The organism is Acinetobacter sp. L-24 (genome assembly GCF_056857555.1).
The window spans coordinates 464,623-487,129 of record NZ_JBSXNI010000044.1 but is presented as its reverse complement, the minus strand read 5'-3'; the positions used below and the strand labels follow the sequence as shown (position 1 = coordinate 487,129).

18 protein-coding genes, 2 tRNA genes and 3 rRNA genes are annotated in these 22,507 nt (G+C 44.7%); 14 read left to right on the top strand and 9 right to left on the bottom strand.

Going from position 1 to position 22,507, the window contains the following annotated elements; translation table 11 throughout:
- Nucleotide 1 precedes the first annotated feature (1 nt).
- Nucleotides 2-1,195, bottom strand: coding sequence for a sugar transporter (locus AC13CK_RS13945; RefSeq protein WP_482831271.1), 1,194 nt, complete (start codon nt 1,193-1,195; stop codon nt 2-4).
- Nucleotides 1,196-1,350: 155 nt separating this feature from the next.
- Here AC13CK_RS13945 and AC13CK_RS13940 point away from each other — a divergent pair, with 155 nt between their 5' ends.
- Both AC13CK_RS13940 and AC13CK_RS13935 read left to right on the top strand, forming a co-directional pair.
- Complete coding sequence (locus AC13CK_RS13940; RefSeq protein ID WP_005094867.1) at nt 1,351-1,629, top strand: GNAT family N-acetyltransferase; 279 nt, start codon at nt 1,351-1,353, stop codon at nt 1,627-1,629.
- 31 nt (nt 1,630-1,660) lie between these two features.
- Complete coding sequence (locus AC13CK_RS13935) at nt 1,661-1,951, top strand: GNAT family N-acetyltransferase (protein ID WP_071851291.1); 291 nt, start codon at nt 1,661-1,663, stop codon at nt 1,949-1,951.
- Here AC13CK_RS13935 and AC13CK_RS13930 read toward each other — a convergent pair.
- Entirely contained in the window at nt 1,944-2,291 is a 348-nt protein-coding gene (locus AC13CK_RS13930) for a hypothetical protein (protein ID WP_071851289.1), read from the bottom strand. The two genes, AC13CK_RS13935 and AC13CK_RS13930, sit on opposite strands and share 8 nt — an antisense overlap.
- A gap of 196 nt (nt 2,292-2,487) precedes the next feature.
- Here AC13CK_RS13930 and AC13CK_RS13925 point away from each other — a divergent pair, with 196 nt between their 5' ends.
- Complete coding sequence (locus tag AC13CK_RS13925) at nt 2,488-2,961, top strand: BLUF domain-containing protein (RefSeq protein ID WP_314104529.1); 474 nt, start codon at nt 2,488-2,490, stop codon at nt 2,959-2,961.
- Nucleotides 2,962-3,023: 62 nt separating this feature from the next.
- Here the strand turns inward: AC13CK_RS13925 and AC13CK_RS13920 are convergent, their stop codons facing one another.
- The 3 genes from AC13CK_RS13920 to mpl form a co-directional block, all read right to left on the bottom strand.
- Nucleotides 3,024-3,734 (bottom strand): zinc-binding dehydrogenase, encoded by a 711-nt coding sequence (locus AC13CK_RS13920; RefSeq protein WP_482831270.1) that lies wholly within the window; start codon nt 3,732-3,734, stop codon nt 3,024-3,026.
- Nucleotides 3,735-3,785: 51 nt separating this feature from the next.
- A complete protein-coding gene (locus AC13CK_RS13915) occupies nt 3,786-4,106 on the bottom strand; it encodes an alcohol dehydrogenase catalytic domain-containing protein (RefSeq protein WP_482831269.1) in 321 nt (106 codons plus the stop codon).
- Between the two features lie 358 nt (nt 4,107-4,464).
- Nucleotides 4,465-5,829, bottom strand: a complete 1,365-nt coding sequence (mpl, locus tag AC13CK_RS13910; protein WP_312328738.1) for a UDP-N-acetylmuramate:L-alanyl-gamma-D-glutamyl-meso-diaminopimelate ligase — start codon at nt 5,827-5,829, stop codon at nt 4,465-4,467.
- 242 nt (nt 5,830-6,071) lie between these two features.
- Between mpl and AC13CK_RS13905 the strand changes: the two genes are divergently transcribed.
- On the top strand, nt 6,072-6,413 hold the full coding sequence (locus tag AC13CK_RS13905; protein ID WP_005245571.1) for a DMT family protein: 342 nt from the start codon (nt 6,072-6,074) through the stop codon (nt 6,411-6,413).
- A 6-nt stretch (nt 6,414-6,419) separates the two neighbouring features.
- On the opposite strand, the gene AC13CK_RS13900 is transcribed toward AC13CK_RS13905, so the two are convergent.
- Nucleotides 6,420-7,700 (bottom strand): DUF2254 domain-containing protein, encoded by a 1,281-nt coding sequence (locus AC13CK_RS13900; protein WP_005245572.1) that lies wholly within the window; start codon nt 7,698-7,700, stop codon nt 6,420-6,422.
- Nucleotides 7,701-7,984: 284 nt separating this feature from the next.
- On the opposite strand from AC13CK_RS13900, the gene purE reads away from it, so the two are divergent.
- The 3 genes from purE to AC13CK_RS13885 all read left to right on the top strand — a co-directional run bounded on the left by purE (nt 7,985) and on the right by AC13CK_RS13885 (nt 11,639).
- Nucleotides 7,985-8,497 (top strand): 5-(carboxyamino)imidazole ribonucleotide mutase, encoded by a 513-nt coding sequence (gene purE / locus AC13CK_RS13895; protein ID WP_005104916.1) that lies wholly within the window; start codon nt 7,985-7,987, stop codon nt 8,495-8,497.
- A gap of 15 nt (nt 8,498-8,512) precedes the next feature.
- On the top strand, nt 8,513-9,634 hold the full coding sequence (locus AC13CK_RS13890) for a 5-(carboxyamino)imidazole ribonucleotide synthase (RefSeq protein WP_253147267.1): 1,122 nt from the start codon (nt 8,513-8,515) through the stop codon (nt 9,632-9,634).
- Nucleotides 9,635-10,346: 712 nt separating this feature from the next.
- Nucleotides 10,347-11,639 (top strand): lytic murein transglycosylase, encoded by a 1,293-nt coding sequence (locus AC13CK_RS13885; protein ID WP_044112805.1) that lies wholly within the window; start codon nt 10,347-10,349, stop codon nt 11,637-11,639.
- Nucleotides 11,640-11,752: 113 nt separating this feature from the next.
- On the opposite strand, the gene AC13CK_RS13880 is transcribed toward AC13CK_RS13885, so the two are convergent.
- Nucleotides 11,753-12,880, bottom strand: a complete 1,128-nt coding sequence (locus tag AC13CK_RS13880; protein WP_180087478.1) for an anhydro-N-acetylmuramic acid kinase — start codon at nt 12,878-12,880, stop codon at nt 11,753-11,755.
- An 80-nt stretch (nt 12,881-12,960) separates the two neighbouring features.
- On the opposite strand from AC13CK_RS13880, the gene tyrS reads away from it, so the two are divergent.
- The 7 genes from tyrS (at nt 12,961) to rrf (ending at nt 21,160) form a co-directional block, all read left to right on the top strand.
- Complete coding sequence (tyrS, locus tag AC13CK_RS13875) at nt 12,961-14,175, top strand: tyrosine--tRNA ligase (protein WP_005245575.1); 1,215 nt, start codon at nt 12,961-12,963, stop codon at nt 14,173-14,175.
- A gap of 530 nt (nt 14,176-14,705) precedes the next feature.
- Nucleotides 14,706-14,999: a hypothetical protein gene (locus tag AC13CK_RS13870; RefSeq protein ID WP_482831268.1), complete on the top strand. Its 294-nt coding sequence runs from the start codon at nt 14,706-14,708 to the stop codon at nt 14,997-14,999.
- Between the two features lie 734 nt (nt 15,000-15,733).
- Nucleotides 15,734-17,271 (top strand): 16S ribosomal RNA (locus AC13CK_RS13865).
- Nucleotides 17,272-17,331: 60 nt separating this feature from the next.
- A tRNA-Ile gene (locus AC13CK_RS13860) sits at nt 17,332-17,408 on the top strand.
- A 45-nt stretch (nt 17,409-17,453) separates the two neighbouring features.
- Nucleotides 17,454-17,529: transfer RNA gene (locus AC13CK_RS13855), tRNA-Ala, on the top strand.
- A gap of 432 nt (nt 17,530-17,961) precedes the next feature.
- Nucleotides 17,962-20,856 (top strand): 23S ribosomal RNA (locus AC13CK_RS13850).
- A gap of 189 nt (nt 20,857-21,045) precedes the next feature.
- Nucleotides 21,046-21,160 (top strand): 5S ribosomal RNA (gene rrf, locus AC13CK_RS13845).
- Together the 16S, 23S and 5S rRNA genes with 2 tRNA genes alongside form the textbook arrangement of a ribosomal RNA operon.
- A 248-nt stretch (nt 21,161-21,408) precedes the next feature.
- On the opposite strand, the gene AC13CK_RS13840 is transcribed toward rrf, so the two are convergent.
- Both AC13CK_RS13840 and AC13CK_RS13835 read right to left on the bottom strand, forming a co-directional pair.
- A complete protein-coding gene (locus AC13CK_RS13840) occupies nt 21,409-22,056 on the bottom strand; it encodes a hypothetical protein (protein WP_482831267.1) in 648 nt (215 codons plus the stop codon).
- Between the two features lie 18 nt (nt 22,057-22,074).
- A complete protein-coding gene (locus AC13CK_RS13835) occupies nt 22,075-22,503 on the bottom strand; it encodes a ClpXP protease specificity-enhancing factor (RefSeq protein WP_191112653.1) in 429 nt (142 codons plus the stop codon).
- Nucleotides 22,504-22,507: the final 4 nt, after the last annotated feature.

Genomic DNA, 22,507 nt, shown 5'->3' with positions numbered 1-22,507 from the left:
TTCAAGGCGCTTTCTTACCTAAGAAATCCGGACGCTGAATCAGATATAAGCTGATCAGAAAACCTAGGCTAGCCAAGATGGCTCCTACCCAGCCAATACTATGTAATCCGATATGTGCCGTTACCAGACCGCCAAGTAAGGCGCCGCCGCCAATCCCGACATTATACAGACCTGAAAAAATTGCCATGGCGACATCGGTTGCATCAGAAGCCAAATTTAAGGTCTTGGCTTGCAAGGCCAGACTAAAGCCAATAATGCTGATGCCCCAGATTAACGCCAGGCTATTGAGCTGAATTACACCCTGAGACAGGGGCAGCAATAACAGCAGCGAGATCCCTAGCCCGAGTGTAAATAGCGGAATGGTGAGTCGGGGAAAATGCGGTGCAAAGCGGCCAAATACATAAGACCCGATCAGGCCCGCACCGCCATAAATCAGCAATAAGCTGGTGGTCTGTGCAGAGCTGAATTGCGCAATATTCAGCGCAAAGGGTTCAATATAACTATAGGCGGTAAATTGCGCACTAATCACAAGCACGGTAAGCGCAAAGACCAGCATCAGGCTGGGACGTTTTAGCAAGCTTTTTAAACTGCTGAGTGAACCTGAATTAACACTTGGCAATAAAGGCAAGGTTTTGGCCAGCAGTACGCAGACCACGCTTGCCACAACTGCGATCAAGGCAAAACTATTGCGCCAGCCATAGGCCTCCCCGACCATCCGGCCAAAGGGAATTCCCAAAACCATCGCCATGGCGGTACCGGTAGCCAATAAGCCCAGTGCCTGAAACTCTTTGCCCTTTGGCGCAACCCGCACGGCAAGCGACGCCGTAATTGACCAGAACAGCGCATGCGCCACGGCAATACCAATTCGGCTCAGCACCAGAATGCTAAAGCTCCAGGCAAAATAGGACAGCACATGACTGAAAATAAACACCGCAAATAAAACCATCAGCAGAAAGCGCCGTTCAATATTTTTGGTCAGTAACATCATTGGCAAAGACAACAGCGCCACAACCCAGGCATAAATTGTCAGCATCCACCCGACCTGAGTCGGTGACATGGAAAAACTTGCGCCAATATCACTTAATAGCGCCACCGGGATAAATTCGGTGGTATTGAAAATAAAGGCAGCAGAGGCTAAAGCAATCACACAGACCCATTGACGTGTCACCGAGGAGATGGAAGAAGAGCTGGACATACATATCTGATAAAAAGAACCGGCCGGCAGTTTAAACCTGTTGAGCAAAATGCGGTATTGGTCAGAAGGACAGATTCACAATCCTTTAAAAGAAATCTAACAATAGAGCAGGGAAAAATATGTCAGTCTGGCTTAAAAACAAGGAGAGGATCGGTATGTTGATCGAGCATCAGCAACAGGACACTGGAGGTTTATGGTTTGTAGAGCCAAATGAAAAACGTCTGGCAGAAATGAGTTATTCCAGAGTAAATGAAGATCAATTAGTGATTGAACACACCTGGGTCGATGACAGCCTACGCGGACAGCACGTCGGGTATTATCTGGTCGAGGCCGCTGTGAATTTTGCCCGTGAACACGGCATCAGGATTATTCCAAAATGTCCTTTTGCCAAATCCGTGTTCGAGCGAGAGCCTCGCTTTAATGATGTTTTATAATTTTAAAATGACAACAAAGGTTTAGATTCGTATGGAAATTAAATATCAAGATTCAAAACGTGGTGGTGTATTTTTTATGGAAGATCAAGGACGTCGCCTGGCGGAGATCACTTATCAATGGCGGGGCGATGCCGTCATCATTGCCGATCATACCTGGGTCGATGATTCCCTGCGTGGCCACGGTATTGCCCGAAAAATGCTGGATGTACTGGTCGATTTTGCCCGTGAAAAAAGTTTAACCATTATCCCACAATGTTCCTATGTGGATGTCATGTTTAAACGTGACCAAAGTCTGGCCGATGTCGCAGCAACGACTATTTAACCATCCAAGGGGATTTCCCGAAAGAGAGATGGAGTCTTTCTTTCAAGGCAGGAATCAATATAACCTGTAACAGGGTATATAAACCGAAACCTGCCATCACCCCGGTCATCGCCCAGAAAATTTCTTCAAACTGTTGCAGCATCACTAAAATTGCCATGATCAGCAGGTAACTGGCATGAAAATAAATTCGATGCCCAACAAATTTCAAGATCGTCCAGCTAATAAAAATTGAACTGATCAGCAGATTAGTTTGAGCGCTGAATTGCCAATTATTTAAAGTGATGATCAGGATAAAACACACACATAACAAGGCGAGGGTTAAAATCAGATCTTTTAACATCAAGTGATCCTCATGTTCATGGTAGGTGTATGAAAATATTCGTTTAATAATTTAGGCACTATTGTTAAAAGTTTAATCCAGAAATGCAAACTGAAAACCGTGTAAGCAAAAACGGATATTTGCTTAAAAAATAGTCGACTTAATTTAAAATTATTGATTAAATTGTGTTTTTAATTCTTCCCTCTAGAGAGATGGCATGATGCTACAGCTTTGCTATGCCAGTGAACGCATAGAATCTGAACAAGAGTTGTTACAAGATTTGAGCGATATTTTAGCCACTGCCCGGAAGTTCAACCTTCAGCATCAGATTCATGGGGTGTTGTATTATTCCCATGGCAAATTTTTCCAGTGTCTTGAAGGTCAGGCTGAAGTAGTGGAAAGTTTATTTCAGAGCATTTGTCAGGATCTCCGCCATCACAATGTCTTACGTTTTGCAGATGCAATGGTAGAGCAGTCCCATTTCTCGGAATGGTCAATGAAATATGTGCATAAACACAGTGAAATTTCTTCTTTATTTTCACGTTTAGGTTTGAAGCAATTTGATCCACACGCCTTGCAGCAGTCAGGAATTGCCGAATTCCTCAAAGTGCTTTATCGCCTGGAAGAAAATCAGGCCAGTCTGGCATCGCCAAAAGGCTACAAGCAGCGTGGTTATGTCCCCTATTTCTAATCTGAGGGGTAAATGCTGAAAATAAAAAAGTCCGCATAGCGGACTTTTTTGTCTGATGTGGATTAGCTCATGTCAATCATGACTTTTAAGGCCTTCTCATTGGAGGCATGTTTAAACACATCATAGGCTTTTTCAAAATCGGCAAATTTAAAATGATGGGTCGCCAGTTTTTCTAGGGGCAATTTGCCGGAACAGCAGGTTTTCAGCAACATCCCTATGGTATTGGCATTCACCAGGCCGGTGGTGATGGTCAGGTTTTTAATCCAGAGTTTGTTCAGTTCAAAACTCACCGGTTTACCATGTACGCCGACGTTGGCAATATGCCCGCCCTCCTTCACGACATGCTGGCAAATATTCCAGGTAGGCTCCACCCCCACTGCTTCAATGGCACAGTCGACCCCGCGTCCATCGGTAATCTCTAGAATCTTTTGAATGGCATCTTCTTTGGCAGAGTTGATGATATGCGTCGCGCCGACAGTCTTGGCAAATTCCAGCCGGTTATCATCCATATCCACCATAATAATATTGGCGGGTGAATAAAACTGTGCGGTGAGCAGACAACTCATGCCGATTGGCCCTGCCCCGACAATCGCGACATTGTCGCCTGGTTTGACATCGCCATATTGCACCCCAATTTCATGTGAAGTTGGCAGGATATCTGAGAGGAATACGGCCACATCTTGATTCAGGCCATCGGGTAAATGATAGAGTGAGGTATCGGCAAAGGGCGTGCGTACATATTCGGCATGGGTGCCATCAATCATATAACCCATGATCCAGCCGCCTTCATTGCGACAATGGGCATAGAGCTGTTTCTGGCAGTTTTAACAGGTTCCGCAGCGGCTGACACAGGAAATAATCACCCGGTCGCCCTTTTTAAAGTTTTGCACGGCGGAACCAACTTCTTCCACAATGCCAATACCTTCGTGACCTAAAATACGTCCCTTAAAGCTGCCCTCTTTACGCGTAGCCTCCTGCTCAATTTCCGGGTTTTTACCTTTCCAGATACCCAAGTCGGTACCGCAGATGGTAACTTTTTCCAGTTTAATGATGGCATCGCTGGGATGCAAAATGGTGGGAACTGGGCGGTCTTCAAAGCGGATATCATTTGCGCCGTAATAGACCATCGCTTTCATCGTTGTCATGACACATCTCCTAATGGAATGAGGAATGAGAATGACCTGACTCAGCGAGAATAATGAACGCCTCGATTACTTTTATATAGTGACAGCGATGGGCTGATTTATGATCTGGCTTTCAGGCCTATAGATACCTGTGTTCTTCTCGATTGTGCCTTGAGTGATATGGCGCTGCAATGAGTCTTGTGTACAGATTGCAACAAAAGATCATCCGAGATAGTTCAGAGATAAATCTGCTCTTTGGGTCAATGTTTAAATCATAGGATTGCAGGATCAGAACAACTGTTCACTTTTGCTGAAGCAAGGTTTTAATATGCTAAAAAAAGCCCGCTAGGCGGGCTTCTTCATTTCACTTAAATCTCTTTTATGCTTGTAAAACAGTGATCAGCTTCTGGTGCAAACCACCAAAACCGCCATTCGACATAATCACTACAGCATCACCCTCGCCTGCCTCTGCTACCACGGTCTGAATGATGTCATCCAGTGTGCGTGCAACTTTGGCTTTGTTTGGCGCAGCCTCAATGACCGGTTGCAGATCCCAGTCCAGTCCTTCCGGTTGATACCAGATCACTTCATCGGCCAGACGTGCTGAATGAGCCAAGCCATCTTTGTGACTGCCCATGCGCATGGTATTGGAGCGCGGTTCAATAATTGCCCAGAGTTTGCGTTCACCCAGACGTTTGCGCGCGCCTTCTAAGGTCGTATCAATCGCCGTCGGATGATGGGCGAAATCATCATAAACCTCGATACCACGGACTGTGCCTAACAGTTCCATACGGCGTTTCACCCCACCAAAATTCGATAGTGCTTCACAGGCAGTTTCAATCGATACGCCGACATGTTCAGCAGCAGCAATCGTGGCCAAGGCATTGGCAACCGAGTGCTGCCCGGTCATATTCCACTGTACTTCGCCTTTGACTACGCCCTGTTGCAGGACTTTGAAATGTGAACCATCTGCTGACAATTGTTCTGCATAAAGTTCAGATTTTCCGTTGGCATCCAGACTGGTGCGCACTACAGGCGTCCAGCAGCCCTGCTCCAGCACTTCATCAATATTGCTCTCAGTAATCGGCGCGATAATCCGGCCTTCGCTTGGAATGGTACGAACTAGATGATGGAACTGCTTTTGAATTGCGGCTAGATCATCGAAGATATCGGCATGGTCAAATTCCAGGTTATTTAAAATTGCTGTTTTTGGATGGTAATGCACGAACTTGGAACGCTTGTCGAAGAAAGCAGAATCATATTCATCGGCTTCAACACAGAAATATTTCCCGCCACCCAGACGCGCACTTTCCGAAAAGCCTAAAGGTACACCGCCAATCAGGAAGCCCGGCTCCAGACCGGCTTGATCCAGTACCCAAGCCAGCATGGTGGTGGTCGTGGTTTTACCATGCGTTCCGGCGACACCCAGCACGTGTTTACCTTGCAGAACATGATCAGCCAGGAACTGCGGACCTGAAATATAAGGCAGACCTGCATTCAGCATATATTCGACTGCATCAATACCACGCTTCATGGCATTGCCGACGATCACCAGATCCGGATGTGGTTGCAAATGACTGCGGTCATAACCCTGCATTAAAGTAATGCCAGCATTTTCAAGTTGGGTCGACATGGGTGGATACACATTCAGGTCTGAACCTGTTACCTGGTGGCCCAGATCGCGTGCAAGTAGCGCTAACGAGCCCATAAAGGTGCCACAAATACCCAAAATATGCAGATGCATCTACTTCACTCCGTTCCTGTCTGACCCATCACTTTATATTGGTGCTGTTGTCATGATTTATTCAATTTGCAAGCAACGATAGCAAGGCTTTAGCTGAAAAGATAGTGAAAATTCTGGCCTTGTTGTGGGATTTTTTAAATCCTGTTTCACGGATAAATTCAAAGAAAATTTCAAAGCGATGCAATATCTTTTCGCCAAATAAACCGTAAAATAAGTTCGACTTTTTTGCAGAGTGCATGCAAATGCTGCCGGCTTTATTTCTTCTGGTAATTGCCAACTGTTTTATGACCCTGGCCTGGTATGGGCATTTAAAGTTTTTGCCGCATGATGCGCCGCTCTGGCAAGCGATTTTATTCAGCTGGGCCATTGCCCTGTTTGAATATAGCCTGATGATTCCGGCGACCAGATTACTGGCGCAGCAAGGACTAGCGGTGGGTCAAATGAAAATTACCCAGGAAGTCGTGACCTTACTGGTCTTCGTTCCTTTTATGATCTTCATGTTTAAGCAGCCTTTTAAACTGGATTATCTCTGGGCCGCTTTATGTCTGTGTGGATGTGTCTATTTTGTCTTCCGTACCCCTTAACTTGATCTAATGGCTCAGCTGAATCAGGGGGAAATGGCTTCTAAATTCAGAAAGTAATTTCTGCCGATCCGGTTCAAATTCCAGTTTATTCAGGCAGCGTTGGATTAATTCAATCGCCATTATTTCTGCAGCCTGTTTTAGTTCAGGTTCGGGTACATTATGTTGAATCATCGCTAAACATTTCAATATTCTCTGATTGAGTTCAATACAACCCACACAATCTCGGGCCATTGGTGCAAAACTACTGTAAATCAAATCCCCGAGATCAAAGATATCCACACTGATATGCGGACAATCCCGCTCCGGTAAATCTTCAGCGGCCTTGCTGTCAATCAGGATTCGGGTTAAGGCATCAACGGCATTAATCGCTGATCCAACATCGTTCACTGCGGGAGACATCGCTTTCTGCCCCACTTCGCTCATCACCACCACACCAAAACGCGGGTCCTGTAAAAAGCTGCGATTGGTTTCAATGATTACATGATTCAAAATGGAGTTTCGGATCTCCTGCTGCTGTTCCGGGCTGAAAGCGCGGTCGCTATATACCTCTGCCAGTGCCGTCATCGGATCCAGAAATTTTCCGGGTAGCTGGGGAAGATGGATATGCAGCTGTTGGCTGACGGCCAGTTGCTCCAGTCCTTCACTATTAAAATTGGTGAAATAGCCGGTCTGGGTACTAAAAACATGAAAGGCAGCTGCTTGCTCTGGACGTTGTCCGGTGGCACCAAAATTCGGCTGATGTCGAAACTCCGCCAAGGCCGTAGAAGCAGCGACTTCAATTTTGTGAATGGTGGTGGTGAGGTTGCCCAGTTGCGACAGGGTGTGTACCCAGCGAATCAGGATATAAATCAGGTACATCAATACCAAAATGGTACTGATAAACAGTACAAATCTACCTGCAGGACCATAATAGCCAAGCCCGAGCGCAATCTTGGCAATTACAGCATAAATAAAAGCCGAGATAAAACTGCTGATAGCAAGGCGGGTATTGTCATCACTCATCATCAGCTGATAGGCACGTGGTGTCCCGCTGGATGAGGCAGACGCAAAGGCTGCGACCATAATCGACAGGGAAAAAGTGGTGACTGCCAGCATGCTGGAAGCAATAATATCTAGCAGGCTGCTCAGAGTTTCAGTACTGATATTGGGAACAGTGCTGGTCGGGATAAAATAGCGACTGGCGATTGCAAATAGCGAGAAAAAGGTCGCAAAGACGGCGCCAAGAGCTGGCATCAACCATAAGTTTTCTGAGGGATTCTGTAGCCAGATTTTTAGTTTGTACCACATAAAAATGCCCTGCCAATGTATAGGTTTTAGTATTAAGTTATTCATTGCAAAAAAGTTTTATATTGATAGTTATACTTTTTTTTAATGTGATGTATGTCCTATTTTTGTATTTTTAGCCGCAAAATTATTGTTTTATTTTTGACCATTTTCCCAACAGATAATTTTAATTCTTGAGCTGAACTTTAGACCAAATCAATTTCAGTCTATAATAGGCAACTCCTATTCAAGCTTGGCTCTCTCGTCGAGATTTATTTTTTCTCACTTTAATCTCTGGAAAATTTGCAATGAATGCGGCTGCTGCACAAGATACTCCTCTCGTAGGTATTATCATGGGTTCTCAATCAGATTGGGCAACTCTCGAACACACTGCCAATATGCTCAAGCAGCTTGGTGTCCCATTTGAAGCCGAAGTTGTTTCTGCACACCGTACCCCAGACCGCCTGTTTGAATATGCTGAGCAAGCGCGTGATCGTGGTATTCAGGTGATTATTGCTGGTGCAGGTGGTGCAGCGCATTTACCGGGTATGTGTGCGGCGAAAACTGATCTTCCAGTTTTGGGTGTACCTGTGAAATCTTCGATTTTAAACGGTATTGATTCATTGCTGTCTATTGTGCAAATGCCAGCTGGGATTGCGGTTGGTACCTTGGCGATTGGTCCTGCCGGTGCCACCAATGCTGCCATTATGGCCGCGCAAATTCTGGGTTTGACCCGTCCAGAAATCGCAAAAAATGTTGCAGATTTCCGTGCAGCGCAAACAGATAAAGTAGCAAGCAACAATATTCCAGGCCAGGCTTAAGTCGAGACACAGATTATGGATAAAACCATCGGTATTTTTGGTGGCGGTCAGCTGGGTCGTATGATGGCGCAAGCGGCACTTCCATTAAATATTCAATGTACATTTTTTGAAGCCAGCACAGACTGTCCTTCTGCTGCTTTGGGTCCGGTGATTTCGAGCCGGGCTGAAAATGGTCTGCAAGACTTTATTAATAGTGCAGATGTATTTAGCCTTGAGTTTGAAAATACGCCACTTACAGATGTTGATGTACTGACGCAAAGCAAGCAACTTCATCCGCCGCGTCAGGCTTTGGCGATTGCCCAGCATCGTCTGTCTGAAAAAGCCTTGTTTGATGAACTGGCTATTCCGGTTGCACCGTACAAAGCGGTCACTTCACTGGAAAGCTTACAGGCGGCTGTAGCTGAACTGGGCTTGCCGATCGTACTGAAAACCTCGCGTGGCGGTTATGATGGTAAAGGCCAATTCGTTTTACGTTCGACCGATCAGATGGATCAGGCCTGGGCAGAATTGGGTCCTGCAGGTGAGCTGATTGCAGAAAGCTTTGTCACATTCTCACGTGAAGTATCAATTATTGCAGTACGCGGTCAAGATGGTGATGTCAAAACCTGGCCATTGGCTGAAAATCATCATCATAACGGCATTCTGTCGCACTCGATTGTGCCTGCACCGAACAGCGCAGATTTGCAACCTGTGGCGCAAGATTACATCACTCGTCTGCTGAATCACTTGAACTATGTCGGTGTCCTAACCCTTGAGCTGTTTGTGACAGACAAAGGCTTATATGCCAACGAGATGGCACCACGCGTGCACAACTCGGGGCACTGGTCGATTGAAGGCGCCGTATGTTCGCAATTTGAGAATCATGTACGTGCGGTGGCTGGTTTGCCTTTAGGTTCAACTGAAGTGATCCGTCCAACTGTCTTGGTGAACATCATTGGTCAGCATCCAAAATCTGCAGATGTTCTGGCTCTGGAAGGTGCGCATTTGCATCTCTACAACAAGTCAGAGCGCGAAGGCCGTAAGATTGGTCACATCACCTTGATGCCAAATGACAGCGCGCAATTGTCTGTGCTTTGCCGCCAACTGGCGAAAATTTTACCGAATCCATTGGCATTGAGCGAAGATATGACCATCTAGGCTTTAACTTGCTGATAAAAAAAGCGATCACTTCGGTGATCGCTTTTTTATTTGTCTGCTTTCAGGCATGATTGCGCCTCTTTAAAAATGCCTGCCATTGGTCGGATCAGTTTTTAAATCAATTGCTTACAAACTGATCAATTGAGTATAAATATAACAATTCAATAAAACCTTTTTTACAGCTGAATTTTGCCATATTCACTTGTAGATAAGCCTGAAATCAAAGTTTGAATTTAAAACTGGAAAGTGGTTTTGAATTTAAATTCATAAAAACAAATTCAAATTTAAATCGGGCTTTGAATTTAAACTTGCGCTTTTAAATTCAAAAATATGAATTCAAATTTAAAACTGGATAAATGAATTCAAAGTTTCTGAATTTAAAAATATTAGCCCATTATTCAAATGAATTTAAAATGAAAACTAGTGTAATTAGAGCATGTTGATGATCATGACTCGCTTTTCCTGAAACAAGTTATCCCCAGTAATTTTTAAATTCAAAACTGATTGCAAGTGTTTTGAATTTGAATTTAAAAATCCCGCTGATTTGAATTTAAATCAGGCTTGTGGATAACTCATGTTTAAATTTAAAGATTACAAAATGAATTTAAAAGTGTAGGAATTATGAATTTAAATTTACGCATTGGCGCTTTAATTTTCATCATGAGCTGCTAAGGTAGAAACATAATTCAAAATCTAAATACTCAAGGGTCTTATGCAACGGCTTGCACTTTTTATTGGTTCTGTGGTCTTGGCTGCTTCACAGGCACAGGCTGAACTTATTATTAATGGTCAACGTGTCACGCCGACTGATTTGACCTCTAGTTCAAATATCCCGAATTATGCCTCCCAAAATAATTTTCAAAACTGTCTCGCCAATTTGCGCAGTCAAGCTGTTGCTAGAGGTGTAAGCGGCAGTACCTATGATCGTTATACCCAAAACTTAAGCCCTGATTATTCAGTGATTGAACGCCTGAATTACCAGCCTGAATTTTCTACCCCAATTTGGGATTATCTGTCTGGTTTGGTGGATGAAGAACGGGTTCAGCTCGGCCGGCAAAAATTACAGCAACATCGTGAGGTGCTCAATCGTGTTGCTGCCACCTATGGTATACCTGCAGAAACGGTAGTTGCGGTATGGGGTGTCGAAAGTAATTTTGGTGATATTTCGGGGAAATATCCTTTATTACAGGCTTTAGGAACTTTGAGCTGTGAAGGTCGTCGCCAGAGTTATTTCCGTGGTGAGTTTTTTACCACTATGAAACTGTTACAGCGTGGCGATGTGCGTGAAGAACAATTAAAGGGTTCCTGGGCAGGCGCATTTGGTCATACCCAGTTTATGCCATCGACTTATGATGAGCTTGCAGTTGATTTTGATGGTGATGGCCGACGTGATCTAGTTTCGAGCATTCCGGATGCACTCGCATCAACTGCCAACTTTTTAAGCAAGCGTGGCTGGCAGAGCGGACAGCCTTGGGGTTTTGAAGTCAAGATTCCGCAAGGCATGTCGGTTTCCGGTGAAGGTCGAAGAAATAAAAAATCCTTGAGTAGTTGGAACAATCAAGGGGTGGTACGTGCCGATGGTTCGGCATTAGTTCAAGGAAATTTATCACAATCCTCTCAAGCAGGATTACTTGCACCTGCAGGCCCGAGTGGCCCAGTATTTTTGGTATTTAAAAATTTTGATGCCATTTATAGCTATAACGCGGCAGAAAGTTATGCCTTGGCGATTGCACATTTATCCGATCGCCTGCAAGGTAAAGGTTCATTTATGGCCACATGGCCTACTGATGATCCGGGAACTTCGCGTGCAGAGCGTCGTGAGATCCAGCAATTTTTATTGAATCGAGGTTATGACATTGGTGCGGTAGATGGTCTGATTGGAGATAAAACCCGTCAGGCGATTCGTCAGGAACAGCAGCGTTTGGGCTTAAGTCCAACAGGTCGTGCTGGTCAGCAGATTCTGCGGGCCTTTAGAAATGAAAATGCCAAACGCATGATGCAATAAATTCTTGAGCATAAAATTTAAAATCAAAAAAGGTCTGCATTTATGCAGACCTTTTTTGATGACTGTTTTTGAGTAGCTATATAGTCATGCAAGCTAATAGTAATTAGCTGAATTTAAACAGCAGTAATGGTACCGAGGATGCGATATCCAGCAGCACCAGTGACTGCTGGCAGGTTACCATTCAGCTGATTCATAAAACGCATGGCCAGCCAGGCAAAGGCCGTGGCTTCAACCCAAGTCGGGCTTAAACCAAGATCGGCCGTAGTTTGTACGCTCCATTCATGCTTGCGTAGGCGCCAGCGCAGTTGCTCGAGTAAATGTGAGTTATAGGCACCGCCCCCGCAAACAAAAACCTGTCCGGTATCCATGCCAGAGCGGTAAATTGCTTTTTTAATGGCTCGGGTGGTGAGCTTTAATAAAGTCGCCTGTACATTTTCCGGAGTATCTTCCAGTTCATCGTATTGCAGGTCATTGCGCCAGTCAGCAATCTGTTCATCCAGCCATTCCAGGTTGAAATCTTCACGACCAGTACTTTTCGGAGGTTCTTTGGAGAAGAATTCGTGTGACTGCAAGCGATCAAGCAAACTGCGAATCGGGGTGCCATAGGCTGCCCAGTTACCATTTTCATCAAAAGGCTGGCCGGTATAACGGGAACACCAAGCATCCATCAAGATATTAGCCGGTCCGGTATCAAAACCATACACCTCTTCAGGCTTGCCGGCAGGCAGCAGGCTGACATTGGCAATACCACCCAGATTTAAAATGACCCGGTGAATGCTGTCATGCTGGAAAATATCCTGATGAAATGCCGGAACTAAAGGCGCTCCCTGACCACCTGCCGCCAGATCACGACGACGAAAATCTGAAATCACCGGAATCTGGGTAATTTCAGTAATGATGTTCGGATCACCAATTTGCAGGGTGAAACCATGTTCAGGACGATGCCGGATAGTCTGGCCATGCGAGCCAATCGCCTTAATTCTGGATTTGTCTAGGTTGTTTTTTTCAATCAGCGCATTAATACCATGACCAATCATTTGTGCCAGTGCAACATCAGCCTTGCCCATGCGGTCAATTTCATTGTCATCCGGCAAAGTCAGTGCCATCAGCTCATCCCGAAGGTCAGGATCAAATGCCAAAGTGAGTGTGGCATGAAGCTGGAGTGGATCAAAAGAAGCAGCAACAATATCGACACCATCCATGCTCGTGCCGGTCATTACCCCAATATAGATCGCTGTCATGGTTATTCTTAAGCCTGCAATATGCTGAAAAAGTGTTAGTATATCGCACAAATTGAGTAACTGATGTATTGGATTTTGTGATGTCAAATTTCCTGCCGGCTGAAGAACAACTTGCCCTCATTCAACGAGGCACCCACGAAATTATTTCTGAAGAAGACCTTCTCAAGAAATTAAAATTGAATCGTCCATTAAAAATTAAAGCGGGTTTTGACCCGACTGCACCTGATTTGCACTTGGGCCACACAGTTCTTATTAATAAGTTAAAAGTATTCCAAGACTTGGGTCATGAAGTGTTGTTCCTAATTGGTGACTATACTGCGATGATCGGTGACCCAACCGGAAAAAGTGCTACACGTCCGCCATTGTCACGTGAACAGGTTTTAGAGAACGCTAAAACATATCAAGAACAAGTATTTAAAATTCTTGATCCAAACAAAACCAAAGTGGTGTTTAACTCGGAGTGGTTTGCACAAAAAACTGCGGCTGATTTAATTCAATTGGCATCACAGCAAACGGTTGCACGTATGCTTGAGCGTGATGACTTCACCAAGCGTTATAACAACCAGCAGCCAATTGCGATTCATGAATTTTTGTACCCATTGGTACAAGGCTATGACTCTGTTGCGCTGGAAGCAGATGTTGAATTGGGTGGTACAGACCAAACCTTTAACTTGTTGATGGGTCGTACCTTACAAGGTCGCTATAACCAAGAAGCTCAAGTCTGTATCACAGTGCCAATCCTTGAAGGTTTAGATGGCGTCAACAAGATGTCTAAATCTTTAGGTAACTATATTGGTGTATTTGATGCACCGGGCGCGATGTACCAGAAAGTGCTCTCAATGCCGGATGCATTGATTGAGCGTTATTTTGATCTGCTGAGCTTCAAAACCATTGAAGAAATTCAGCAACTATTAAAAGAAGTGGCAGAAGGCCGTAACCCGCAAGAAGTCAAAAAGATTCTTGCACTGGAGCTGGTTGAGCGTTTCCATGGTGCAGAGGCGGCTGCCAATGCGCATAAAGGCGCGGGCAATATCATTACTGAAGGTGAATTACCCGAAGGTACGCCAGAAGTAACTATTTCACGTGGCGAGTTTGGTGGGGAAATCTTTATTACCTCGATTTTACGTGAAGCCGGCTTAACCAAAAATGCAGCCCAGGCTAAGGATGCATTAGGCCGTGGTGCAGTGAAAGTGGATTGGCAGACTGTAGATACGACCTATTCTGTGAAAGAGAACGTAACTTTGATTGTTCAGGCCAGTAAAAAAGCAATCGCTAAAGTCACTTTTATTGACTAAAAAACGGATAAGTTATTGAAATAAAAGCAGGCTTCGGTCTGCTTTTTTTGTTGATGTTCTATATTTAAAAATCAAATAAGTAAAGTCAAAAAAACCCTATGAAAACAAGAGTTAATTTTTCCCAAATCACTTGCTTTTCATCTTTATTATGTATAGGATTTATTCATCTAGAGAATTCGTTTAGAGCATCTAGAGGGTAGTAAAAATAATAGTACTCCACAACTGAGAAGTCTCTTTTCCAAGAGGCTCTTTTTAAAAGCTTTAAAGCGAATAACTATAATAATGACATAATGGATCGGGTAAAGATTCAATTCTAAGGAGGAGATTTTGGGAGAGATCTCTTCCTTTTTTATTTATTCTGATTGCGTAATCAAAATATAAATCTGCATGCCTACTCTTCTTGTTGAACAACTAAACTTAAAATTAATCAGCAAATCGAACTTAGGTGAATGACCTCTAAGGGTGAGTTCATTTCAATTGACTCCAAAAGAAAAGTGCAAAACATAAAAAATTAAAGCAGAGGTGATTGAATGTATCGCTTTCCAACAGAAGATATTTTTGATGAACAGATCGATTGCATATTACGGTTCTTATTTGAATACCAGCCGGTCGAACAAAAACAGCAACTCTATGGATCTGTCTATACTTTATTTATGCAGCTTGATCTGGCCGCGCATTACTTTTTATTTTCCCTGATTGAAGAGCAGTTACCGCGACGCGCGAAATTATTCTTTATTGCCGAGGATTATCAGGGCAAGAAAGACATGATTGTAGAAGTTATGCAGTACTGGCTTAGACAGCAACAACAGGAAAAAGTCGCTTAATGCAAAATAACAGACTTTATCTTCTATATATAAGTGATCTAAGCATGGTTTTGGGATTCGAAAACTAAAAATGAATACTTTTTTTATATAGCAGCCTAAGAATAGGCTTTTATAAAAGCTTTTTACGTCAAAAATAACTCATCAATTGAGGAGTCTAGGATTTAGATCGGTTTGTTGGGCAAGGTAGGGGAATTTTGGTTTTCTTTTGACGAGCTAATTTAAATAAAAGACAAGATTTCAATATCAAAAGGCTAAAAATACTGTTTTAAATATTATTGTGATAGTTTTTAGGTCTAAATGAATTTTCAGTTATAAAAATAAAATGAAGTGTTTAGTGGGTTTATTGCATAAAAACGCTTAAAAATTAGATAAAAAAGCGATTTTTTAGTAATTTTTGTAGAAAAAAAAGACATACGTGAAAAATATAGTGAATTGGGGGTTGCAATGATTCTGAAATCCTCTAGAATGCACCCATACCGACGAGATAGACGGAAACGAACGAAGCAGAATGGCGGAGTTGTTAAGTTTATCGAAGTCCAGCTTCTAGCACTGACGAGGTGTTAGAAAGATCATTAAGAGATTATGAAGAACAACTTGTGTGGATTTTTACTGGTTGATCGATCGAAATTATTTTCATTGATTGATGGTAGAAATTACTCGAAGTTTATTTGAGAAATATTTGTCAGAAAATTGATGAGCCAAGATTGGTGCCCTTTAAAGGTACTACTGATTTTAAACTGAAGAGTTTGATCATGGCTCAGATTGAACGCTGGCGGCAGGCTTAACACATGCAAGTCGAGCGGGGAAAGGTAGCTTGCTACTTAACCTAGCGGCGGACGGGTGAGTAATGCTTAGGAATCTGCCTATTAGTGGGGGACAACATCTCGAAAGGGATGCTAATACCGCATACGTCCTACGGGAGAAAGCAGGGGACCTTCGGGCCTTGCGCTAATAGATGAGCCTAAGTCGGATTAGCTAGTTGGTGGGGTAAAGGCCTACCAAGGCGACGATCTGTAGCGGGTCTGAGAGGATGATCCGCCACACTGGGACTGAGACACGGCCCAGACTCCTACGGGAGGCAGCAGTGGGGAATATTGGACAATGGGGGGAACCCTGATCCAGCCATGCCGCGTGTGTGAAGAAGGCCTTTTGGTTGTAAAGCACTTTAAGCGAGGAGGAGGCTACCGAGATTAATACTCTTGGATAGTGGACGTTACTCGCAGAATAAGCACCGGCTAACTCTGTGCCAGCAGCCGCGGTAATACAGAGGGTGCAAGCGTTAATCGGATTTACTGGGCGTAAAGCGCGCGTAGGTGGCCAATTAAGTCAAATGTGAAATCCCCGAGCTTAACTTGGGAATTGCATTCGATACTGGTTGGCTAGAGTATGGGAGAGGATGGTAGAATTCCAGGTGTAGCGGTGAAATGCGTAGAGATCTGGAGGAATACCGATGGCGAAGGCAGCCATCTGGCCTAATACTGACACTGAGGTGCGAAAGCATGGGGAGCAAACAGGATTAGATACCCTGGTAGTCCATGCCGTAAACGATGTCTACTAGCCGTTGGGGCCTTTGAGGCTTTAGTGGCGCAGCTAACGCGATAAGTAGACCGCCTGGGGAGTACGGTCGCAAGACTAAAACTCAAATGAATTGACGGGGGCCCGCACAAGCGGTGGAGCATGTGGTTTAATTCGATGCAACGCGAAGAACCTTACCTGGTCTTGACATAGTAAGAACTTTCCAGAGATGGATTGGTGCCTTCGGGAACTTACATACAGGTGCTGCATGGCTGTCGTCAGCTCGTGTCGTGAGATGTTGGGTTAAGTCCCGCAACGAGCGCAACCCTTTTCCTTATTTGCCAGCGGGTTAAGCCGGGAACTTTAAGGATACTGCCAGTGACAAACTGGAGGAAGGCGGGGACGACGTCAAGTCATCATGGCCCTTACGACCAGGGCTACACACGTGCTACAATGGTCGGTACAAAGGGTTGCTACCACGCGAGTGGATGCTAATCTCAAAAAGCCGATCGTAGTCCGGATTGGAGTCTGCAACTCGACTCCATGAAGTCGGAATCGCTAGTAATCGCGGATCAGAATGCCGCGGTGAATACGTTCCCGGGCCTTGTACACACCGCCCGTCACACCATGGGAGTTTGTTGCACCAGAAGTAGGTAGTCTAACCTTAGGGGGGACGCTTACCACGGTGTGGCAGATGACTGGGGTGAAGTCGTAACAAGGTAGCCGTAGGGGAACCTGCGGCTGGATCACCTCCTTAACGAAAGATTGACGATTGGTAAGAATCCACAACAAGTTGTTCTTCATACGATGTATCTGAGGGTCTGTAGCTCAGTTGGTTAGAGCACACGCTTGATAAGCGTGGGGTCACAAGTTCAAGTCTTGTCAGACCCACCACTATCTGACTACAGAAGAAAAGATACATTGACTTATTGATAAGCTGGGGACTTAGCTTAGTTGGTAGAGCGCCTGCTTTGCACGCAGGAGGTCAGGAGTTCGACTCTCCTAGTCTCCACCATACATTCCTTCGGAATGTATAAAGACAAAAGCTAATAAATAGACAATCAGTTGATTGTTAGTTTAGTCCTTAAGCGATCAAGTGTTTAGATCCTAGAGATTAACAAGTACAAGCGTTATGATACGCGGACTTGATAACCTCTGTGATTTATCACAGTTTCCTGACCTGACGAAGGCTGGAAAAATCATTAACAGAATATATTTGAGTTGAAATAATTTGTTCAAACTCGTTTTAAACAACCTAGCAAGCAATTGTGAAAGTTGAATGAAATGAGTTCTAGCGAAATTAACTGAATCAAGCGTTTTGGTATATGAATCTAATTGAAGCTGTACAGTAGTTAAATCTACGAAACGCCAACTGTATGAGAGTGTTGAAAGACACGATCTGTTGCTTATCCCACTTGTAAGGATAAACGACTGTTTGGGGTTGTATAGTCAAGTAATTAAGTGCATGTGGTGGATGCCTTGGCAGTCAGAGGCGATGAAAGACGTGATAGCCTGCGAAAAGCTCCGGGGAGGCGGCAAATATCCTGTGATCCGGAGATGTCTGAATGGGGAAACCCACTTACCATAAGGTAGGTATTGCAACATGAATACATAGTGTTGCAAGGCGAACGAGGGGAAGTGAAACATCTCAGTACCCTTAGGAAAAGAAATCAATTGAGATTCCCTCAGTAGCGGCGAGCGAAAGGGGAAGAGCCCATTAAGTCATATAAGTTCTAGTGGAACGCTCTGGGAAGTGCGACCGTAGATGGTGATAGTCCTGTACACGAAAGGGCTTATATGATGATGTCGAGTAGGGCGAGGCACGTGAAACCTTGTCTGAATATGGGGGGACCATCCTCCAAGGCTAAATACTCCTGACTGACCGATAGTGAACCAGTACCGTGAGGGAAAGGCGAAAAGAACCCCTGTGAGGGGAGTGAAATAGATCCTGAAACCGCATGCATACAAGCAGTGGGAGCCGGCTTAGTCCGGTGACTGCGTACCTTTTGTATAATGGGTCAGCGACTTATATTCAGTAGCAAGGTTAACCGCATAGGGGAGCCGTAGGGAAACCGAGTCTTAATAGGGCGTTTAGTTGCTGGGTATAGACCCGAAACCAGGTGATCTATCCATGAGCAGGTTGAAGGTTGGGTAACACTAACTGGAGGACCGAACCCACTGTCGTTGAAAAGCCAGGGGATGACTTGTGGATAGGGGTGAAAGGCTAATCAAACTTGGTGATAGCTGGTTCTCCCCGAAAGCTATTTAGGTAGCGCCTCGGACGAATACCATTGGGGGTAGAGCACTGTTTCGGCTAGGGGGTCATCCCGACTTACCAAACCGATGCAAACTCCGAATACCAATGAGTACTATCCGGGAGACAGACTGCGGGTGCTAACGTCCGTAGTCAAGAGGAAAACAATCCAGACCGCCAGCTAAGGCCCCAAAATTATAGTTAAGTGGGAAACGATGTGGGAAGGCATAGACAGCTAGGAGGTTGGCTTAGAAGCAGCCACCCTTTAAAGAAAGCGTAATAGCTCACTAGTCGAGTCGGCCTGCGCGGAAGATGTAACGGGGCTAAAACTATATGCCGAAGCTGCGGATGCATAATTTATTATGCGTGGTAGGGGAGCGTTCTGTAAGCCGATGAAGGTGGATTGAGAAGTCTGCTGGAGGTATCAGAAGTGCGAATGCTGACGTGAGTAACGACAATGCGAGTGAAAAACTCGCACGCTGAAAGACCAAGGGTTCCAGTCCAACGTTAATCGGGGCTGGGTGAGTCGACCCCTAAGGCGAGGCCGAGAGGCGTAGTCGATGGGAAATTGGTTAATATTCCAATACTTCTGTGTAATGCGATGAGAGGACGGAGAAGGTTAAGTCAGCCTGGCGTTGGTTGTCCAGGTGGAAGGTTGTAGGCATGTATCTTAGGCAAATCCGGGGTACTCTATGCTGAGAACTGATAGCAAGCTGTACTTGTACAGTGAAGTGGCTGATACCATGCTTCCAGGAAAAGTCTCTAAGCTTCAGTTACACAGGAATCGTACCCGAAACCGACACAGGTGGTCAGGTCGAGTAGACCAAAGCGCTTGAGAGAACTCTGCTGAAGGAACTAGGCAAAATGGTACCGTAACTTCGGGAGAAGGTACGCTGTTGTCTGTGATAGGACTTGCTCCTTGAGCGGCCGACAGCCTCAGAAACCAGGCCCCTGCAACTGTTTATTAAAAACATAGCACTCTGCAAACACGAAAGTGGACGTATAGGGTGTGATGCCTGCCCGGTGCTGGAAGGTTAATTGATGGGGTTAGCGTAAGCGAAGCTCTTGATCGAAGCCCCAGTAAACGGCGGCCGTAACTATAACGGTCCTAAGGTAGCGAAATTCCTTGTCGGGTAAGTTCCGACCTGCACGAATGGCATAATGATGGGGGCGCTGTCTCCAGCAGAGACTCAGTGAAATCGAATTCGCCGTGAAGATGCGGTGTACCCGCGGCTAGACGGAAAGACCCCGTGAACCTTTACTGCAGCTTGACATTGAACTTTGATCTTACTTGTGTAGGATAGGTGGGAGGCTTTGAAGTCGCGACGCTAGTTGCGATGGAGCCGTCCTTGAAATACCACCCTGGTAATATTGAGGTTCTAACTCTGTCCCGTTATCCGGGACGAGGACCATGTCTGGTGGGTAGTTTGACTGGGGCGGTCTCCTCCTAAAGAGTAACGGAGGAGTACGAAGGTGCGCTCAGCGTGGTCGGAAATCACGCGTAGAGTATAAAGGCAAAAGCGCGCTTAACTGCGAGACCCACAAGTCGAGCAGGTACGAAAGTAGGTCTTAGTGATCCGGTGGTTCTGTATGGAAGGGCCATCGCTCAACGGATAAAAGGTACTCTGGGGATAACAGGCTGATACCGCCCAAGAGTTCATATCGACGGCGGTGTTTGGCACCTCGATGTCGGCTCATCTCATCCTGGGGCTGAAGCAGGTCCCAAGGGTATGGCTGTTCGCCATTTAAAGAGGTACGCGAGCTGGGTTTAGAACGTCGTGAGACAGTTCGGTCCCTATCTACCGTGGGCGTTGGAAATTTGAGAGGATCTGCTCCTAGTACGAGAGGACCAGAGTGGACGAACCTCTGGTGTACCGGTTGTCACGCCAGTGGCATCGCCGGGTAGCTATGTTCGGAAGGGATAACCGCTGAAAGCATCTAAGCGGGAAGCCTACCTCAAGATAAGATTTCCCCGAGACTTTATGTCTCCTAAAGAGCCGTTGAAGACTACGACGTTGATAGGTTGGATGTGGAAGCATAGTGATATGTGAAGCTGACCAATACTAATTGCTCGTGAGGCTTGACTATACAACACCCAAACAGTTGTTGTATTAAGCATCAATCGATTCGATATTCAGCAAAACAGCTTGATTTAGTGAACGCTAAAGAACAAAATACCCAACTCAGATATACCTGTTAATAACTCATTTGATGAAAGCTAGGCACGAAGAGCACTGCTCTGAGGTTAGACCCAAGCAAATAGTCATAAACAGTTGTGCTGGCGACCATAGCAAGAGTGAACCACCTGATCCCTTCCCGAACTCAGAAGTGAAACCTCTTAGCGCTGATGGTAGTGTGGGGTTACCCATGTGAGAGTAAGTCATCGCCAGCTCATTATTCCTAAACACCCCCGACCATAAGGCCGGGGGTGTTTTTTTATGCGCGGGTTTTTAGATAAGATCTTTAACGTATTTATATCTCGAAGCTAATCAGATTCTTCTGAGGCGGATGAGTCCTGTCGATTTGTTTGATCTATTGGGATCTCTGTAAAGCTAGCGCTATAAGAGTTTACAAGCTGATCTTATAAATTTTACAAAATAAAAAACCAGCGATTCGCTGGTTTTTTTATTGCAGACCATTTTAGCCGAATACACGCATTACGGCTGCGATTAATACCCAAAGAATGGCAATCGCTACGATGGGCTCAGCAATCTTTGCCCATGTTGGGGTATTGATAACAATGACTTCTTCGACATCTTGATGCTGCTGATTCTGGCTTACCATTTGATTAAACTCCTTCATTGATGCTTCCAATGATAGCTCTTCTTGCACAATTGGTTTAGAGCCTTTGAGTTCTGTTAGCTTGTTTGTTGTCCAAACCCAATCATCTGCTTGACCAGATAAATGTTCAATTTGCCCGGTCAGTAATTCCTGGATGCTATGGATATTATGATTGCCGGTATCATGCAGTTGTTTTAATTCGATAAGTTGTAAATGAAAAATTTCTGAAGTACTGTGCTCAAGCTGAGCTCGATCCAAGGTAGATTGATTTTCCGGACTGGTAGCGAGATGACGCACGATTTCCAGGATATATAATTCATCAGGATGGTTGATTTCATTATAAATTTTTTGTGGGTTATGACGCCATTCAGTAATAAGTTTACCTAAAGTTAAGGCATTGATTTCTGATATATATTTTCGTCTTTCTTCTTTTGTATAGTCTTTTAGAAGCTCAGGCTTTTGAGTCTCTATCTGTTCAACAAAATATTGTACTAAATCAAAAGCCATTCACTTGCTCCATTATTTTTAATCTAATAGTCTTAAAGTCGGTTTTTTCTTTGGTTGTTCAGTTTGTTCTTCAGTGCTTGATTTTAAAGCATCTTCATCATTTTGTGTATGCTCATATTCACTTGGATCAAAGAATAAACCTTGACCATTTTCACGTGCATAAATACCGAGTACTGCTGCCATAGGAACATAAATATCACGAGAAACGCCACCAAAGCGAGCCGAGAAGCTAATGGCATCATTGCTCATATGCAGCGCATGCACGGCATGTGGCACAATATTCAGAACAATCTGTCCATCTTTAATAAACTGCTCAGGAACCATGGTATTTGGGCGTGTGGCATCCACCAGCAGGTAAGGCGTCATATTGTTATCGCAAACCCACTCATAGATTGCACGTGCCATATAGGGACGGGTAGGGCTAAGGTTGAATTCTTGTTCGGACATGATG

Excerpts from the sequence above, each read along its gene's own strand:
- AC13CK_RS13945 (WP_482831271.1), bottom strand. The coding sequence starts at position 1,195 with ATGTCCAGCTCTTCTTCCATCTCCTCGGTGACACGTCAATGGGTCTGT.
- AC13CK_RS13940 (WP_005094867.1), top strand. The coding sequence starts at position 1,351 with ATGTTGATCGAGCATCAGCAACAGGACACTGGAGGTTTATGGTTTGTA.
- AC13CK_RS13935 (WP_071851291.1), top strand. The coding sequence starts at position 1,661 with ATGGAAATTAAATATCAAGATTCAAAACGTGGTGGTGTATTTTTTATG.
- AC13CK_RS13930 (WP_071851289.1), bottom strand. The coding sequence starts at position 2,291 with ATGTTAAAAGATCTGATTTTAACCCTCGCCTTGTTATGTGTGTGTTTT.
- AC13CK_RS13925 (WP_314104529.1), top strand. The coding sequence starts at position 2,488 with ATGATGCTACAGCTTTGCTATGCCAGTGAACGCATAGAATCTGAACAA.
- AC13CK_RS13920 (WP_482831270.1), bottom strand. The coding sequence starts at position 3,734 with ATGGGTTATATGATTGATGGCACCCATGCCGAATATGTACGCACGCCC.
- AC13CK_RS13915 (WP_482831269.1), bottom strand. The coding sequence starts at position 4,106 with ATGACAACGATGAAAGCGATGGTCTATTACGGCGCAAATGATATCCGC.
- mpl (WP_312328738.1), bottom strand. The coding sequence starts at position 5,829 with ATGCATCTGCATATTTTGGGTATTTGTGGCACCTTTATGGGCTCGTTA.
- AC13CK_RS13905 (WP_005245571.1), top strand. The coding sequence starts at position 6,072 with ATGCTGCCGGCTTTATTTCTTCTGGTAATTGCCAACTGTTTTATGACC.
- AC13CK_RS13900 (WP_005245572.1), bottom strand. The coding sequence starts at position 7,700 with ATGTGGTACAAACTAAAAATCTGGCTACAGAATCCCTCAGAAAACTTA.
- purE (WP_005104916.1), top strand. The coding sequence starts at position 7,985 with ATGAATGCGGCTGCTGCACAAGATACTCCTCTCGTAGGTATTATCATG.
- AC13CK_RS13890 (WP_253147267.1), top strand. The coding sequence starts at position 8,513 with ATGGATAAAACCATCGGTATTTTTGGTGGCGGTCAGCTGGGTCGTATG.
- AC13CK_RS13885 (WP_044112805.1), top strand. The coding sequence starts at position 10,347 with ATGCAACGGCTTGCACTTTTTATTGGTTCTGTGGTCTTGGCTGCTTCA.
- AC13CK_RS13880 (WP_180087478.1), bottom strand. The coding sequence starts at position 12,880 with ATGACAGCGATCTATATTGGGGTAATGACCGGCACGAGCATGGATGGT.
- tyrS (WP_005245575.1), top strand. The coding sequence starts at position 12,961 with ATGTCAAATTTCCTGCCGGCTGAAGAACAACTTGCCCTCATTCAACGA.
- AC13CK_RS13870 (WP_482831268.1), top strand. The coding sequence starts at position 14,706 with ATGTATCGCTTTCCAACAGAAGATATTTTTGATGAACAGATCGATTGC.
- AC13CK_RS13840 (WP_482831267.1), bottom strand. The coding sequence starts at position 22,056 with ATGGCTTTTGATTTAGTACAATATTTTGTTGAACAGATAGAGACTCAA.
- AC13CK_RS13835 (WP_191112653.1), bottom strand. The coding sequence starts at position 22,503 with ATGTCCGAACAAGAATTCAACCTTAGCCCTACCCGTCCCTATATGGCA.